Source organism: Streptomyces sp. R818 (assembly GCF_056172735.1).
The window spans coordinates 1584052-1599684 of sequence record NZ_JAOCNE010000003.1 but is presented as its reverse complement, the minus strand read 5'-3'; the positions used below and the strand labels follow the sequence as shown (position 1 = coordinate 1599684).

The following is a 15633-nucleotide window of genomic DNA, read 5'->3' as shown; positions in this document are numbered from 1 at the left end:
AGCAATCACGTTCAGTGAAGCTAGTTAACTAGCTTAGAGCTAGTGGACTAGATTTGCCACATGCCTGAGCAGCCGCCCTACCTCCGTATTGCCGACGAACTCCGGCGGCGGATCGCTGAGCGCGTGTGGGAGCCCGGTGACCGTCTGCCCTCCCGAGCGCAGATCGGGCAGGAGTGCGGCGTCGGGGAGAACGTGGTCCGGCGGGCACAGGAGCTGCTGATCTCCCAGGGAGTGCTTGAGGGGCGCGCAGGCTCGGGAACCTACGTCGCCGAACCCCGCCAACGAGTGCGGGTTGTGCGGTCATCGGCCCGCGAGCAGCCTGGAGGGTCGCCGTTCCGTGCCGACATGCAGGCCGTCGGCAGGCAGGGCGCCTGGGAAAGCCGGACCGATGCCAAGGTGCCGGCGCCCGCCGACATCGCGGCGCGGCTGGGCATCGGTGTCGGCGACCTTTGTGTCCGTACGTCGTACGAGTTCCTCGGCGACGGTCGCCCCGTGCAGCTCTCCACCAGTTGGGAGTCCTACGAACTGACCGCCGGCACGCTCGTCGTCCTGCCCGAAGGTGGCCCGCATGCTGGGGCAGGCGTCGTGAACCGCATGGCCGCAATCGGAATCACCGTCAGCCACGCGGTCGAACAGCCCGAACCACGCCAGGCCACCGTAGAGGAGGCCTCGCTACTCGGCATCCAGAAGGCCGGGCTGGTCACTCACATCCGGCGCACCTACTACAGCGACCAGGGGCACCCAGTGGAGACTGCGGACATCGTCGTACCCGCCGCCCACTGCGAGATCGTCTACGAGATCCCAATTAGCCACCGCGGATAGGCGTTGCGCCTTCTTGGCGCTTGTCCGCGGGTTCGAGCCCTGCCAGGGGCACACACTCTCCCCTTGCGGAAACGCCTGAGGGTTCTGGGGCCCGGATGCACATCGCTGCGGGACCAAGCGCCTTGACTGCCCACGGTCCACGATCGTGCTATTCACACCCCGACATCGGGGTCAAGGTTCGCGCCGACGAACGCCTGGCTAACGCTCCTCGTCCAGTACCTGGGCAGCCACGCGTGGGTCCATGAGGTTGGACCACGCCTGCTCGGCCGGGAGCAGGTCCCGCTCAGGCAGGGCGTACTCCGGATACCAGCCCTCGGCCTCGCAGCCGGGGACGTTGCGCAGGATCAGCGCGGTCAGGTTCGGCGGAACGGAGCCGGTGATCCGGACTGCGAGGTAGGTTTCGTGGCCGTCGTCCGCACGCACCTGGAGGCCCAGGGTGAAGGTGTCGAACTCGCGCGTGTGCTCACGGCCGTCGCGCAGCGTGGCGTGCGCCAAGTCCAGCAGAGTCGCCCGCAGGCGACGCACGAAGCGGACACCGGCCTCTGCGCGGTACCGGACATGATCCTCGCGTACGGGCAAGAGGTGAGCGGTGTGGGTCGCGGTCTTCAGCCCTTCGGAATGTTCCGCGTTGTAGCGAGCCCGGACAGCGCGGCCGTTGGCTTCCAGGGCTGCATAGAAGTCATCGCCCGAGCCGTCCTCGCGCCGACCCGCCGCGACCACCCACGGCAGATCGGCGTCCAGCCACACCGCGCCGCGCCATCGCTGCACCTTGACCTTGAACAGCACCTGGTCGTCCACGGACCGAATGCGTTCGTGCTTACCGTCCTCGTCCGCGAATTGCTCGGACGTTTTGGCCAGCACCGGATGGTTCGGCTCGTCCAGCGGCACCGTCACCGGCGGCATCGTGAGGCACAAGTCGGGCTGGGCGCAGCGGGCCGGGTCCGCTCATTCCTCGATTCCCCCGACCGCGTCGATCTCCTCAGCGGTCAGCCCGGTCAGCAGCATCACATCCGACTTCAGCGAGCCATCCAGCACACTGAGCGCCTCCACCATGCCGGACCGCAGATCCTCACGGCGCTGCTCCAGATATGCCCGGACCGCCTCGGCCACCAGGTCCTTCTTCGTCAGCCCGAGAAAATGAGCGCCCTGGCTGATCAACTTGTCCGTCGCCGGGTCCACCTTCAGCGGGGACTGGCGTGCCGGCTTCGCCGCCGTTGTCATCGCTAACCACCTCCACCGCCATAGTACCTAAGTACCTCGCGGTGTACCTGCTCCCCGAGACGCCCATCGAGCAAAAATCCCGGACTCGACAGCAAGCGCTCTGACGATGCCCGTTCGTGGACGCCCTGCAACGTAGCGGGCTTACGACGTGCCCGGCTCGCGCTCCATCGGCCCGCGCACCCGGTGGCCGCAGACCTCAGTCACCCACCTGCCCGGCCGACCCCGCCGCACCCGCTACCAGATCCAGCAACTCGTCCCGCAGCGCCACCAGTTCCCCCGGGACCGGCGTCTCGTCCCGTACCGCCTGCGTCCTGCGCCACGCCAGCGCCGCCTCCAAGAGGGGACGGAACCGAGGCCACCGTTCGGCCGTCCACTGCGCGGCCTGCGCCTTGTCCGCCAGTTCGCCCGTCGTCAGCGTCCGCAGGGCCCTGCATGCCGTCAGGATCAGGTAGGCGTGGCCGCCCCGGTGCCGTACCTGCGGGGCCCAGTCCCGTAGCCCCGCGACCGAGTCGATCAGGGCCGTCCGTAGCTCCCCGGGGTCCGCAGCGGCCAGCGCCTCCCGTGCCGGGCGGCCCGCCAGTGTCAGGCCCGTCTCACGGACCAGGGCCCGGTTCAGCGCCCAGCGGGGCAGCACGCGCGCGGTGTGCGGTGGTTCGCCGGGGGAGACCACGAGCAGGGGTTCAAGGAGGCTGCCACCCAGCGCGGGGGTCGGCGCGAAGGTCAGGTCGAGACGGTCACGGAACCCTGGGTGCGCCCGAAGGATCCGCGCCTCGACAGCCCGCAACTCATCCACCCCGAAGCCGAGTTCGGAGCCGTCCACCCCCACCAGCACATCGACATCGCTCACGCCCCGCTCGAACGCACCCGTCACCGCCGACCCGTACAGCCACACCCCTACCAGCCGCTCACCCACCCCAGGCGCCACCGCCGTCAACAGGTCGGGCAGCAGCCGCCGCACACTGACCGGCACCCTGCCGGTCGTACCAGCCCCGCTCGTCTCAACCATCCCCGCACCCTAGGCCAGCCCCGAAAACCCCGGCGAGGGCCCCGTTGTCGTACCCCACCGATACCGTCGGATCATGGCGAACCAGCAGGCGCAGGGCGGCCAGGGCGGCCGGAGTGGCCAGAGTGGCCAGGGCGGCGCCCGGCCCTTGGCGGTACTTGAAGGGGTCCTCGAGCGGATCACGTACGCCAACGAGGACACGGGCTACACCGTCGCCCGCGTCGACACCGGCAGAGGCGGCGGCGACCTGCTGACCGTCGTCGGGTCGCTGCTCGGCGCGCAGGCGGGGGAGTCGCTGCGGATGGAGGGCCGCTGGGGCTCGCATCCCCAGTACGGCAAGCAGTTCACCGTGGAGAACTACACCACCGTCCTGCCCGCCACCATCCAGGGCATCCGCCGCTACCTCGGGTCCGGCCTGGTCAAGGGCATCGGCCCCGTTTTCGCCGACCGCATCACCCAGCACTTCGGCCTCGACACCCTCGACATCATCGAGCAGGAGCCGAAGCGGCTCATCGAGGTGCCGGGCCTCGGCCCCAAGCGGACCAAGAAGATCGCCGACGCGTGGGAGGAGCAGAAGGCGATCAAGGAGGTGATGGTCTTCCTGCAGAGCGTCGGCGTCTCCACCTCCATCGCCGTGCGTATCTACAAGAAGTACGGGGACGCGTCGATCGGCGTCGTACGCAACCAGCCTTACCGGCTCGCCTCCGACGTGTGGGGCATCGGCTTCCTCACCGCCGACCGCATCGCCCAGTCCGTGGGCATTCCGCACGACAGCCCCGAGCGCGTCAAAGCCGGGCTGCAGTACGCCCTCTCCCAGTCCACCGATCAAGGGCACTGCTTCCTCCCCGAGGAGCGGCTCATCGCCGACGCCGTGAAACTGCTCCAGGTCGACACCGGGCTCGTCATCGAGTGCCTCGCCGAACTCGCCCTTCCCGACGAGGACTCCGGCGAGCCCGGCGTCGTACGGGAACAGGTCCCCGGCGAGCACGGTGAACCCGTCACCGCCATCTACCTCGTCCCCTTCCACCGCGCGGAGCTGTCCCTCTCCGCCCAGCTCAACCGCCTCCTCCGCACCGAGAAGGACCGGATGCCCGCCTTCCGCGACGTGGTCTGGGACAAGGCCCTTACCTGGCTCGCCAACCGTACGGGCGCCGATCTCGCGCCCGAGCAGAAAGAAGCCGTCAAGCTCGCGCTGACCCGAAAAGTCGCCGTGCTGACCGGCGGGCCCGGCTGCGGCAAGTCGTTCACCGTCCGCTCGATCGTCGAGCTGGCCCGCGCCAAGAAGGCGAAAGTGGTGCTCGCCGCGCCGACCGGGCGGGCCGCCAAGCGCCTCGCCGAGCTGACCGGCGCCGAGGCCTCCACCGTCCACCGCCTCCTGGAGCTGAAGCCGGGCGGCGACGCCGCGTACGACAAGGACCGGCCGCTCGACGCCGACCTGGTCGTGGTCGACGAGGCGTCCATGCTCGACCTGCTCCTCGCCAACAAGCTGGTCAAGGCCGTCCCGCCCGGCGCCCACCTGCTCTTCGTCGGCGACGTGGACCAGCTGCCGAGCGTCGGCGCGGGCGAGGTGCTGCGCGACATGCTGGCCGAGGGCAGCCCCATCCCGGCCGTTCGCCTGACCCGCATCTTCCGGCAGGCGCAGGAGTCCGGCGTCGTCACCAACGCCCACCGGATCAACGCGGGCACGCCACCCCTCACCCAGGGGCTGAAGGACTTCTTCCTCTTCGTCGAGGAGGACACCGAGGAGGCCGGGCGGCTGACCGTCGACGTCGCCGCGCGGCGCATCCCCGCCAAGTTCGGCCTCGACCCGCGCCGGGACGTCCAGGTGCTCGCCCCGATGCACCGCGGCCCGGCCGGCGCGGGCACGCTCAACGGGCTGCTCCAGCAGGTGATCACCCCGGGCCGCCCGGAGCTGCCCGAGAAGCGGTTCGGCGGCCGGGTCTTCCGCGTGGGGGACAAGGTCACGCAGATCAGGAACAACTACGAGAAGGGTGCCAACGGCGTTTTCAACGGCACGGTCGGTGTCGTCACCTCCCTCGACACCGACGAGCAGACGCTGACGGTGCTCACCGACGAGGACGAGGAGGTCCCGTACGACTTCGACGAGCTGGACGAGCTGACGCACGCCTACGCCGTCACGATCCACCGCTCACAGGGCAGCGAGTACCCGTGTGTCGTGATCCCGGTCACGACCGGGGCCTGGATGATGCTCCAGCGGAACCTGCTCTACACGGCGGTCACCCGGGCGAAGAAGCTGGTGGTCCTGGTCGGTTCGCGCAAGGCTCTAGGGCAGGCGGTACGCACGGTTTCGGCAGGAAGACGCTGTACCGCACTCGATTTCCGGTTGGCAGGGGCCACGCTTCAAGAATTTTGATCGATCAAATTCGTCGCAAAGCTCACACGGCACTTCCGGAACCAGGGCGAAGGGGGCAGGATGAGCAGGTTGGCGGCACTCAGTGCCGTCAATAGGCCCAATGGACGACCCCGAGTGCACTCTGCTGGGCCAAGTGGGGGATGGTAGAGACAGTCAGGGCACCTCGAAGAAGAGGCACTACGTCGGTGAGGGACGAGACGTGAGCGAGCAGACCAACAACGACGCTGTAGTACTGCGGTACGGCGACGGCGAGTACACCTACCCGGTGATCGACAGCACCGTCGGCGACAAGGGCTTCGACATCGGGAAGCTCCGGGCCCAGACAGGACTGGTGACCCTCGACAGCGGATACGGCAACACCGCCGCCTACAAATCCGCGATCACCTATCTGGACGGCGAGCAGGGCATCCTGCGCTACCGCGGCTACCCGATCGAGCAGCTGGCCGAGCGCTCCACCTTCACCGAGGTGGCGTACCTGCTGATCAACGGCGAGCTCCCCACCGTCGACGAGCTCTCCACCTTCAAGAACGACATCACGCAGCACACCCTGCTGCACGAGGACGTCAAGCGGTTCTACGACGGGTTCCCGCGCGACGCCCACCCGATGGCCATGCTGTCGTCCGTGGTCTCCGCGCTGTCCACCTTCTACCAGGACAGCCACAACCCGTTCGACGAGAAGCAGCGCCACCTCTCGACGATCCGCCTGCTCGCCAAGCTTCCGACGATCGCCGCCTACGCGTACAAGAAGTCGCAGGGCCACCCGGTCGTCTACCCGCGCAACGACCTCGGCTACGTCGAGAACTTCCTGCGCATGACGTTCTCCGTGCCGGCCCAGGAGTACGAGCTGGACCCGGTCGTCGTCTCGGCGCTCGACAAGCTGCTCATCCTGCACGCGGACCACGAGCAGAACTGTTCGACGTCCACCGTGCGCCTGGTCGGCTCCTCGCAGGCCAACATGTTCGCCTCGATCTCAGCGGGCATCTCGGCGCTCTGGGGCCCGCTGCACGGCGGCGCCAACCAGTCGGTCCTGGAGATGCTGGAAGGCATCCAGGCCGCCGGCGGCGACGTCGACACCTTCATCCGCAAGGTGAAGAACAAGGAAGACGGCGTGAAGCTCATGGGCTTCGGGCACCGCGTCTACAAGAACTTCGACCCCCGGGCGAAGATCATCAAGGCGGCGGCGCACGACGTCCTCTCGGCGCTCGGCAAGTCCGACGAGCTGCTCGACATCGCGCTGAAGCTGGAGGAGCACGCGCTGGCCGACGACTACTTCGTCGAGCGCAAGCTCTACCCGAACGTCGACTTCTACACCGGCCTGATCTACCGGGCCATGGGCTTCCCGACCGAGATGTTCACGGTCCTGTTCGCCCTCGGTCGCCTCCCGGGCTGGATCGCCCAGTGGCAGGAAATGATCAAGGAGCCGGGCTCGCGCATCGGCCGCCCGCGCCAGATCTACACGGGCGTCGTCGAGCGGGACTTCGTCCCCGTCGAGGAGCGCTGAGCCTCACTGAGGCCCCCTCGGGCCCGCGGTTGTCCGCGGGCCCCGCGAAGAGCGGATAGCGGAGAGCGCCCCCCTGTCGATCCCCCCACGGGTCGACAGTCGGGGCGCTCTCCTTTTCCCGGTTCGGATTCCCCCCACGGGATCCGGCCGGGCGTCTGTGTGTTCTGCGTCGGCCGCGGTGGCCGCCGGAACACGTACGCACGGGTGGCCGCTCAAGCTCCCCGGTGCACGTGCCCCGGCCAACGCAGTCGGTCCCGTCCCCCAAGACGGTCCCGTCGATGCGGCAACGCCCCCCAAGACGTTCCTGCATCGCCTCCTTAGACTCACGGGACCGGCAAAGGGTTACGTTCTCATCTCTGTGATCTGCGTCTCTTGCTTATGTCCCGTGTGTACGCAAGAGGTCCGATATGCCGATCCGAACCTCACGCGTGAGGTTGCTGCAATTGTGCCGTGTGGATTGTGTGGAGGTCCAGGACTTCCTAAGTGAATCTCCGAAGTCGCAGGCTGTTTGTGACCACGAAGACCGAGGAGAAGGCCATCGCGGCCCCCGCGATCATCGGATTCAGCAGTCCGGCGGCGGCCAGCGGCAGCGCGGCGCAGTTGTAGCCGAAGGCCCAGAAGAGATTGCCCTTGATCGTGGCGAGGGTCCGCCGGGAGAGCCGGATCGCGTCGGCCGCCACCCGCAGATCACCGCGTACGAGCGTCAGATCGCCCGCCTCGATCGCCGCGTCGGTGCCGGTCCCCATGGCGAGCCCCAGATCGGCGGTGGCCAGGGCGGCGGCGTCGTTCACCCCGTCACCCACCATGGCGACCCCGCGCCCCTCGCTCCGCAGCCGCCGGACGACCTCCACCTTCTCCTCGGGCAGCACCTCGGCGATCACGTCACCGGCCGCGATTCCGACGGCCCGCGCGACGGCCTCGGCGGCGGCCCGGTTGTCCCCGGTCAGCAGCACGGGCGTGAGGCCGAGCGCCCGCAGTTCGGCGACGGCCCGCGCACTGGACTCCTTCACGGCGTCGGCCACGGTCAGGACGCCCCGGGCCACCCCGTCCCAGGCGACCACGACGGCCGTCCCGCCCTCCGCCTCGGCGTCCCGCAGCGCCGCGGCGAGCGCGTCCGGCACGGGGATCCGGTGCTCGGTAAGGAGGCGCTCCCGCCCGACGAGGACGACATGACCCTCGACACTGCCGCGCACCCCGAGCCCCGGAACCCCGCGAAAACCCTCCACCGCCGGCAGCTCACCCGCACGCTCCACGGCGCCGGCGGCGACGGCCCGCCCCACCGGATGCTCGGAGGCGTGCTCCACGGCACCGGCGAGCCGCAGCAGCTCCTTCTCGTCGACGCCCTCGGCGGGGCGGACGGCGAGCAGTGACATGTGCCCGGTGGTGACCGTCCCCGTCTTGTCGAGGACGACGGTGTCGACCGCACGGGTCGCCTCCAGGACCTCGGGCCCCTTGATGAGGATGCCGAGCTGCGCGCCCCTGCCCGTACCGACCATGAGCGCGGTGGGCGTGGCGAGCCCGAGGGCGCACGGGCAGGCGATGATCAGCACGGCGACGGCCGAGCTGAACGCGGCGGTGACGTCACCACTCACCGACCACCGCACGACCAGCGTCACCAGGGCGATCGCGACGACGACCGGAACGAAGACGGCGGACACCCGGTCGGCGAGCCGCTGCACCCGCGCCTTGCCCGTCTGCGCGTCCTCCACGAGCCGGGCCATGTGCGCGAGCCGCGTGTCGGCGCCGACCCGGGTCGCCTCGACGACGATCCGCCCACCCGCGTTGACGGTCGCCCCGGTCACGGCGTCCCCCACCCCCACCTCCACGGGGATCGACTCCCCGGTGAGGAGGGAGACGTCGACGGCGCTCGCGCCCTCGACGACCGTGCCGTCCGTGGCGATCTTCTCCCCGGGCCGTACGACGAACCGGTCGCCCGGCGCCAGCCGGTCGGCGGGCACCCGCACCTCGACGCCGTCCGCGCCGATCAGGGCGACGTCCTTCGCGCCGAGGTCGAGCAGCGCCCGCAGCGCGGCGCCCGCACTGCGCCGGGCCCGCGCCTCCAGGTACCGGCCCACCAGGATGAACGTGACGACGCCCGACGCCACCTCCAGATAGATGGTGGAGGACGCGTCGGCCCCCTCCGTGACGAACGTGAACCCGTGCCGCATCCCCGGCATCCCCGCGTCCCCGAGGAACAGCGCCCACAGCGACCAGCCGAACGCGGCGAGCGTCCCGAGGGAGACGAGCGTGTCCATGGTCGCGGCGCCGTGGCGGAGGTTGGTCCACGCGGCGCGGTGGAAGGGGTGGCCGCCCCAGATGACGACCGGGGCGGCCAGGGTGAGGGAGAGCCACTGCCAGTTGTCGAACTGGAGCGTTGGGGTCATGGCCATGAGGATGACCGGGATGGTCAGCGCGGCGGAGATTTTCAGGCGCTGGCCGACGGGGGTGCCACTCGCCGTGGGGGTGCCGGTTTCGTTGCCGACCGCAGGTGCGTCGTGGCTGGTCGCGCAGTTCCCCGCGCCCCTGGGCGGCTCGGTTGAAGCCTCGTTGATGGGGTGAGCGGTGTAGCCCAGCTTGGTGACTGTGTCGATGAGAAGTTGCTCGGTGATGTCGGCGTGGGGGGCGCAGGAGATCTTCGCCTTCTCCGTGGCCAGGTTGACCGTCGCCGTCACGCCGTCGAGGCGGTTCAGCTTCTTCTCGATGCGGGCGGAGCAGGCGGCGCAGGTCATGCCGCCGAGGGCGAGGTCGACGTCGGTGAGGGGCGCGTCCGTCATGGTGCTGTCGAGGGTACGGCGGCCGGGCCGGCCCGCTGGGGCCCGGCCCGGTCAGGACCGTTCGCGTCGAGCCGCTGTCAGGCCTTGCCGACGAGCTCGTACCCGGCCTCGTCGACGGCGGCGCGGACGGCCTCCTCGTCGAGCGGGGCCGCGGAGACCACCGTGACCTGGCCGGAGGCGGCGACCGCCTGCACGGAGGAGACGCCGTCGAGCTCGCCGAGCTCACTGGCGACCGCGCCCTCGCAGTGCCCGCACGTCATGCCCTTGACCTCGTAGACGGTGGTGACGGAGCCGCCGGCGGCGGGTGCGGCCGCGCCGTCGGTGCCGGTCTGGTGGAGCTCGGTCTGCGCGCTCATGTCGTTCTCCTAGCTGGAAGGCCGGGGTGAGAAGACCGGGTACCCCCGGCACCTTCTGACCCGCGCTGACCCACCCGACTGTATACCCCTAGGGGGTACTACTCCAAGAAGGATCGCGGCGCGCGAGCGAACGCGCCCAGACGATCCCGAGCAGGGAGACGAGCACGAGCCCGCCGACCGAGAAGAGCGTGAAGAGATGCTTCTGCGCGCTGGTCGGCGCGGGCAGGTACCCCTCGGCGAACAGGGCGCGGTCGAGGCCCAGGCTCGTACTGGTCAGGCGGACCACCAGCCACAGCGCGATCCCGTGCATCGAGTCCCACAGGGCGTGCAGCAGGGCGACACCCGCGTACGTGAGGACGACCGGGCCCGCGAACCGGAAGCGCCCGTCCGGCCTGCGGTACGAGAGGAGCACCGCACCGGCGATCGCTGTCCACAGGCCGTGCCCGAACGGGGCGAGCAGCCCGCGCAGCACCTCGGTCTCCAGGAGCGAGCGCAGGTCGATGCCCTGCATGGTGACCGCGGCGTTGAACGCGTAGCCCGCGCTCTCGAACGCGGCGAAGCCGAAGCCGACCGCGGCACCCAGGACGAGCCCGGCGCGCAGCCCCCGGATGCGGGGATGGCGGCGCAGCACGTACATCAGGGCGAGGAGCTTGACGGCCTCCTCGATGAGACCGACCCCGACGAACATCCACACCGAGGGGTGCAGCAGGTAGTACTCCATGACGGAGGCGCCGAGCACGCCGAGGACGCCGCCGACCAGGAAGCAGCCGAGGATCAGATGCACCCCGAGGTCGCGGCCGTGCCGCTCGTACGCCCAGAGCACGAAGACCGCCGGGACGAGGAAACTGCCGAGGAGAATGAGGGTCGGGAGGAGGGTGGTGTTCTTCGTGGCGTACGTGACGAGCGCTGTCAGGACCCACAGGCCCAGGCCGCCCCAGAGGCACCGCTTCCAGAGACCGGCGCGGACCTGCGGTCCCGGCGGCAGGGGCTGTTGGGGGATGTGGGCTCTGGGTGATCCGGGGGGCTGCGGGCGCGTCAAGACGGTTCCCTCCTGCCTGTACCGATGTGCCGGAAGTTTAGTTAATTGACTGATATGTCGCCCGTCGCGGCCCTGGATGTCATGGGGCCAGTGGACCGGCGGGCCGACGGGGAAGGCAGGTGGGTGGATGATGCGCGCCGTCGTGTTCGAACGGTTCGGTGGGCCGGCCGGGGTGCGTGAGGTGCCGGACCCGGCCCCGGCGCCGCACGGCGTCGTCGTACGGGTGGAGGCGACGGGCCTGTGTCGCAGCGACTGGCACGGCTGGCAGGGCCACGACCCGGACATCGTGCTGCCCCACGTCCCCGGCCACGAACTCGCCGGGGTGGTGCAGGAGGTGGGCGCCGACGTGCGCGGGTGGCGGGCCGGGGACCGGGTGACGGTGCCGTTCGTCTGCGCCTGCGGCCGGTGCGCGGCGTGCGCGGCCGGGGACCAGCAGGTGTGCGAGCGGCAGACGCAGCCCGGGTTCACGCACTGGGGCTCGTTCGCCGAGTTCGTGGCGCTCGACCACGCCGACGTCAACCTCGTGGCCGTACCGGACAGGATGGCCTTCACGACGGCGGCGGCGCTCGGCTGCCGGTTCGCGACCGCGTTCCGTGCGGTCGTGCAGCAGGGCCGGGTCGCGGCGGAGGAGTGGGTGGCGGTGCACGGCTGTGGCGGCGTCGGGTTGTCGGCCGTGATGATCGCGGCGGCGGCCGGGGCGCGGGTGGTGGCGGTGGACGTCGCGCCGGGCGCGCTGGAGCTGGCCAGGAGGTTCGGGGCGGCGGCTTGCGTGGACGCGGACGCGACGGAGGATGTGGCGGACGCCGTACGGGAGTTGACCGGCGGCGGCGCTCACCTCTCCCTGGACGCGCTCGGTTCGGCGGCGACGTGCGCGGCGTCCGTGAACGGGCTGCGGCGTCGGGGGAGGCACGTACAGGTGGGTCTGCTGCCCGAGGACCCGGTGGTGCCGATGGGGCGGGCGCTCGCCTGGGAGCTGGAGTTGCTCGGCAGTCACGGGATGGCGGCGCACGCGTATCCGGGGATGCTGGAGCTGGTGCGGGGTGGGGTGTTGCGACCGGAGTTGTTGGTGACGTCGACGGTTTCGCTGGGGGAGGCGGGGGCTGCGCTTGCGTCCATGGGGACGGGGGGTGGGGCCGCCGGGGTCACCGTGATCGAGCCGTTCGCGCGGTAGGGGATTCGAGCGTGGGGCTCTTCCGATGCGTCGTAGTGGCTCGCGCCCCGCGGCGAAGCCGCTGATGGACACAGCCCCGTGCCCCTGAAGGGGCGCCTGAGCGGCGCCCCTTCCTCGTATCGGCTCACTCTCTCGAACGGTCGCGGTTCCGGGGGCGTGAGGCGACCCATGCCCGGACCGTGTCGGCGTACCAGTAGGGCTTGCCGTTCTCCACGTGGTCGGGGGGTGGCAGCAGGCCGTGTTTGCGGTAGGAGCGGACGGTGTCGGGCTGGACCCGGATGTGCGCGGCGATCTCCTTGTACGACCAGAGCCTGCGGTCGGTCATCAGTGGCTCCTCCCTGACGGGTGTCGCGACGGCGGCGCGGGGGTGGCCGCCGACGATCACCCACCTTCGACCCGAGAACGAGGTGTCTTGAGGTGAGGGGAGGGCCTGTGGGACTCCTGTGACGCAGAACCTGCGTATGCGGGACATGTGTAGCAGGAAAGGGGCGTTTGTTACGCGAATGAAGCAATCGGGGCACGCGGCGGGCGCATACCCGGGCGCGGAAGGGGACAGAAGACAAGCCCCTGTGCCCGACTGATCAGGGCCAGGGGCGGATCATGCGTGATGGGCCGGGCCCCCTGCATCCGGCCCGGCCCACCATCCCCCGCATCCCCCCGGTTGCGTGGCCCGAAGGGACAAGGGTGCCGTCAGCACGGATCGCGGGTCTTGGAGAAAACCGCACTGCTGGAGCGGTCGTGACGGGTCGGCTCGGGTGTCACAGCACGAGGCTGGTGGCCTCGCCCGCGAGGCGGTCCGTGGCGGGCGGCCCGCCCGGATCGGTACGGAGGCCGCGCGCGCGGGCGAACTCGCGGGGCGTGCACCCGGTCATGGCTTTGAACTCGCCGCTCAGATGGGCCTGGTCGTAGTAGCCGCAGGCCGCCGCGGTCTCGGCCTGGGTGCTGCCGGCGCAGAGCAGGCGCCGGGCCCGTTGCAGCCGCAGCACCCGGGCGGCGGCCTTCGGGGTCAGGCCGATCTGCTCGCGGAACCGGTTCTCCAGGTGCCGTACGCCCCAGCCGACCTGCTCGGCGATCTGCGAGACGGGCGCGGAGCCGCCGCTGTGCGTGAGCGCGTACCAGGCGTGCACCGTGCCGCTCGCGCACCGCGGCCCGGACGCCAGCCAGCGCGCGAGCGTCTCGTCGAGCACATGGAACCGCGCCCGCCAGGAGGACAACTCGCCTAGTCGCTCAGCCAGTTCATCGGAGGCCGCCTTGCCGGGGAGAGCGCCCAGCTCGTCCGGGTGCACGCGCCAGCCGGACAGTTCGTGCAGGGCGGTGCGGAAGATCGTGAAGGCGGCCCAGGGGGTCAGCAGGACCTCGATCCCGGCGAGCCGGCCGTCGTGCTCACCGAGTACGGGTGTGGTGGACATGCCGGACAGGACGGTGGACAGCTCGGCCGTGCGCAGCCCGGCGGGCCGGGCGCCGGCGGCCTTGCCGTCGCGGACCCCGACCCAGCCGCCGGTCGCCTCGGTGATGCGCACCGACCCCTCGAAGCCGAGCATCAGCGTCACCGCGCCGATCGGCGCCTCCAGGCGGGCGCGCGGCCCGGGGAAGTCGAGCCGGAAGCCGCGGTAGCCGATGACACCGGGGCGCAGCCGGGGGTGCGGCCGGGCGGACGCGGTCTCCCAGGTGCCGTCCGGGCAGCGGAGGGGCCGCACGACGGGCCGGGCGGCGGGACGGTCGGCGGGACTGACGGCCGGCCGGGCCGTGATCCGGGCATGGGTCGCTGAGGAACTCGTGGTGCGAGAACTCATCCACCGATACTGCTACACGCCGCACGACCTGAGGTAGCCCCGCGTACGCCGCGCGATCGGCAGCGGACGCTCCGGTTCGCAGGGATACATGTCCTGCTCGACGATGGCGAAGAGGTCGACGTCGAGCTGGGCGGCGGCGGCGAGCACGGGCTCCAACTCTGGTACGCCGCGCGGCGGTTCGCACATCACGCCCTCGGCCACGGCCGGTCCGAACGGCGTACCGCGCTCACGCACCCCGGCCAGGACCGCCGGGTCCACCTGCTTGAGATGCAGATAGCCGATGCGCTCTCCGTAGGTGCGGATCAGCTTGACGCTGTCGCCGCCGCAGTACGCGTAATGTCCGGTGTCCAGGCACAGTGAGACGAGGTCGGGGTCGGTGGCGTCGAGGAAGCGGGCGACGTTCTCCTCGGTGTCGATATGGGTGTCGGCATGAGGATGGACGACGACCTGGAGCCCGTACCGCTCGCGCACCTCACGGGCGAGCCGCTCGGTGCCGTCGGCGAGATGCCTCCACTGCTCGGCGCTGAGCGTGTCCCCTTCGAGAACCTCCCCGGTCTTGTCGTCGCGCCAGAAGGAGGGGATGACGACGAGATGGGCGGCGCCCATGTCGCGGGTGAGGGCGGCGATGGACGCGACGTGCTCCCAGGTCCGCTCCCAGACGGCGGGCCCGTGGTGCAGCCCGGTGAAGACGGTGCCGGCGGAGACGCTGAGCCCGCGCCGCCCGGTCTCCTCGACGAGGACGCGCGGATCGCTGGGCAGGTATCCGTACGGGCCGAGCTCGATCCACTCGTAACCGGCCTCGGCGACTTCGTCGAGAAAACGCTGCCAGGGGACTTGACGGGGATCGTCGGGGAACCAGACGCCCCAGGAGTCGGGGGCGGAGCCGACGCGGATACGGGGGTTGGTCGTCCTGTTCGTCCTCTTCGTCCTGGTCGTCATGGGGCAAGCCTTGAGGGGCGGCGGAACGGTGTCAAGGCGTGGTCCGAATGTCCGGACAAAACATTGACAGGGTCTCCGGCACGGGCTAGATCTGGCAGGAGGCTCACGAGGCTGCCGAGGTTCTGCCGCACACGACACGGAGGGAACACCGCATGGCCCGGGACGAGTTCGATCTGATCACCATGGGCCGCATCGGGGTGGACCTGTATCCGTTGCAGGCGGGCCGGAGACTCGCGGACGTCGACACGTTCGGCAAGTTCGTGGGCGGCTCCTCGACGAACGTGGCGGTCGCGGCGGCGCGGCTCGGCCTGCGCACCGCCACGATCAGCCGTACGGGGCGGGACCCGTTCGGCGACTACCTGCGCGAGGAACTGGCCCGGTTCGGTGTCGACGCGCGCTGGGTGACACCGGTGCCGGAACTGACGACCCCCCTCACCTTCTGCGAAATCTTCCCCCCCGACGACTTCCCGCTCTACTTCTACCGCCGTCCGAAGGCGCCCGACCTGGCCATCGAGGCGGACGAACTGGACCTCGACGCGGTGCGCTCCGCGCGGATCTTCTGGGTGACCGGTACGGGGCTGAGCGCGGAGCCCAGCCGCTCGGCGACGCTCGGCGCTCTCGCGCACCGGGCGGATTCCGC

14 protein-coding genes are annotated in these 15633 nt (G+C 70.4%); 5 read left to right on the top strand and 9 right to left on the bottom strand.

Annotated elements, in window-relative coordinates; translation table 11 throughout:
- Positions 1–60: 60 nt before the first annotated feature.
- A complete protein-coding gene (locus N5I75_RS12355; protein ID WP_476676755.1) occupies positions 61–822 on the top strand; it encodes a GntR family transcriptional regulator in 762 nt (253 codons plus the stop codon).
- A 198-nt stretch (positions 823–1020) separates the two neighbouring features.
- Here N5I75_RS12355 and N5I75_RS12350 read toward each other — a convergent pair whose 3' ends face one another.
- The 3 genes from N5I75_RS12350 to N5I75_RS12340 form a co-directional block, all read right to left on the bottom strand.
- Positions 1021–1725, bottom strand: coding sequence for a hypothetical protein (locus N5I75_RS12350; protein WP_476676754.1), 705 nt, complete (start codon positions 1723–1725; stop codon positions 1021–1023).
- Between the two features lie 42 nt (positions 1726–1767).
- Positions 1768–2043, bottom strand: a complete 276-nt coding sequence (locus tag N5I75_RS12345) for a hypothetical protein (RefSeq protein WP_476676753.1) — start codon at positions 2041–2043, stop codon at positions 1768–1770.
- A 196-nt stretch (positions 2044–2239) separates the two neighbouring features.
- Positions 2240–3049 (bottom strand): aminoglycoside adenylyltransferase domain-containing protein, encoded by an 810-nt coding sequence (locus N5I75_RS12340; RefSeq protein ID WP_476676752.1) that lies wholly within the window; start codon positions 3047–3049, stop codon positions 2240–2242.
- Positions 3050–3122: 73 nt separating this feature from the next.
- Here N5I75_RS12340 and recD2 point away from each other — a divergent pair, with 73 nt between their 5' ends.
- Positions 3123–5420 carry an SF1B family DNA helicase RecD2 gene (gene recD2, locus N5I75_RS12335; protein WP_476676751.1) on the top strand — a complete coding sequence of 766 codons (2298 nt, stop codon included), beginning with the start codon at positions 3123–3125 and terminating at the stop codon, positions 5418–5420.
- Positions 5421–5619: 199 nt separating this feature from the next.
- Positions 5620–6921: a citrate synthase gene (locus N5I75_RS12330; RefSeq protein ID WP_476676750.1), complete on the top strand. Its 1302-nt coding sequence runs from the start codon at positions 5620–5622 to the stop codon at positions 6919–6921.
- A gap of 479 nt (positions 6922–7400) precedes the next feature.
- Here the strand turns inward: N5I75_RS12330 and N5I75_RS12325 are convergent, their stop codons facing one another.
- From N5I75_RS12325 to N5I75_RS12315, 3 genes are all read right to left on the bottom strand, one after another.
- Entirely contained in the window at positions 7401–9695 is a 2295-nt protein-coding gene (locus N5I75_RS12325) for a heavy metal translocating P-type ATPase (protein WP_476676749.1), read from the bottom strand.
- A 77-nt stretch (positions 9696–9772) separates the two neighbouring features.
- Positions 9773–10051 (bottom strand): heavy-metal-associated domain-containing protein, encoded by a 279-nt coding sequence (locus tag N5I75_RS12320; protein WP_476676748.1) that lies wholly within the window; start codon positions 10049–10051, stop codon positions 9773–9775.
- A gap of 88 nt (positions 10052–10139) precedes the next feature.
- Positions 10140–11090 (bottom strand): PrsW family intramembrane metalloprotease, encoded by a 951-nt coding sequence (locus tag N5I75_RS12315; protein WP_476676747.1) that lies wholly within the window; start codon positions 11088–11090, stop codon positions 10140–10142.
- A 130-nt stretch (positions 11091–11220) separates the two neighbouring features.
- Here N5I75_RS12315 and N5I75_RS12310 point away from each other — a divergent pair, with 130 nt between their 5' ends.
- The gene (locus N5I75_RS12310) at positions 11221–12261 is read left to right on the top strand and encodes a zinc-binding dehydrogenase (protein WP_476677031.1); all 1041 of its coding nucleotides are present in this window, start codon (positions 11221–11223) and stop codon (positions 12259–12261) included.
- 124 nt (positions 12262–12385) lie between these two features.
- On the opposite strand, the gene N5I75_RS12305 is transcribed toward N5I75_RS12310, so the two are convergent.
- The 3 genes from N5I75_RS12305 to N5I75_RS12295 form a co-directional block, all read right to left on the bottom strand.
- Positions 12386–12586: a helix-turn-helix transcriptional regulator gene (locus N5I75_RS12305; protein WP_476676746.1), complete on the bottom strand. Its 201-nt coding sequence runs from the start codon at positions 12584–12586 to the stop codon at positions 12386–12388.
- 433 nt (positions 12587–13019) lie between these two features.
- Entirely contained in the window at positions 13020–14054 is a 1035-nt protein-coding gene (locus tag N5I75_RS12300) for a helix-turn-helix domain-containing protein (protein WP_476676745.1), read from the bottom strand.
- Between the two features lie 12 nt (positions 14055–14066).
- Positions 14067–14993, bottom strand: coding sequence for a sugar phosphate isomerase/epimerase family protein (locus tag N5I75_RS12295; RefSeq protein WP_476676744.1), 927 nt, complete (start codon positions 14991–14993; stop codon positions 14067–14069).
- Between the two features lie 152 nt (positions 14994–15145).
- Here N5I75_RS12295 and N5I75_RS12290 point away from each other — a divergent pair.
- Positions 15146–15633 (top strand): PfkB family carbohydrate kinase (locus tag N5I75_RS12290; RefSeq protein ID WP_476676743.1); only part of this gene is annotated, 488 nt, incomplete at its 3' end.

Bases quoted from the DNA above. Each gene is read 5' to 3' on its own strand.
- N5I75_RS12350 (WP_476676754.1), bottom strand. From the start codon at position 1,725: ATGCCGCCGGTGACGGTGCCGCTGGACGAGCCGAACCATCCGGTGCTG.
- N5I75_RS12340 (WP_476676752.1), bottom strand. From the start codon at position 3,049: ATGGTTGAGACGAGCGGGGCTGGTACGACCGGCAGGGTGCCGGTCAGT.
- N5I75_RS12355 (WP_476676755.1), top strand. From the start codon at position 61: ATGCCTGAGCAGCCGCCCTACCTCCGTATTGCCGACGAACTCCGGCGG.
- N5I75_RS12305 (WP_476676746.1), bottom strand. From the start codon at position 12,586: ATGACCGACCGCAGGCTCTGGTCGTACAAGGAGATCGCCGCGCACATC.
- N5I75_RS12325 (WP_476676749.1), bottom strand. From the start codon at position 9,695: ATGACGGACGCGCCCCTCACCGACGTCGACCTCGCCCTCGGCGGCATG.
- recD2 (WP_476676751.1), top strand. From the start codon at position 3,123: ATGGCGAACCAGCAGGCGCAGGGCGGCCAGGGCGGCCGGAGTGGCCAG.
- N5I75_RS12310 (WP_476677031.1), top strand. From the start codon at position 11,221: ATGCGCGCCGTCGTGTTCGAACGGTTCGGTGGGCCGGCCGGGGTGCGT.
- N5I75_RS12345 (WP_476676753.1), bottom strand. From the start codon at position 2,043: ATGACAACGGCGGCGAAGCCGGCACGCCAGTCCCCGCTGAAGGTGGAC.
- N5I75_RS12295 (WP_476676744.1), bottom strand. From the start codon at position 14,993: ATGACGACCAGGACGAAGAGGACGAACAGGACGACCAACCCCCGTATC.
- N5I75_RS12320 (WP_476676748.1), bottom strand. From the start codon at position 10,051: ATGAGCGCGCAGACCGAGCTCCACCAGACCGGCACCGACGGCGCGGCC.
- N5I75_RS12300 (WP_476676745.1), bottom strand. From the start codon at position 14,054: ATGAGTTCTCGCACCACGAGTTCCTCAGCGACCCATGCCCGGATCACG.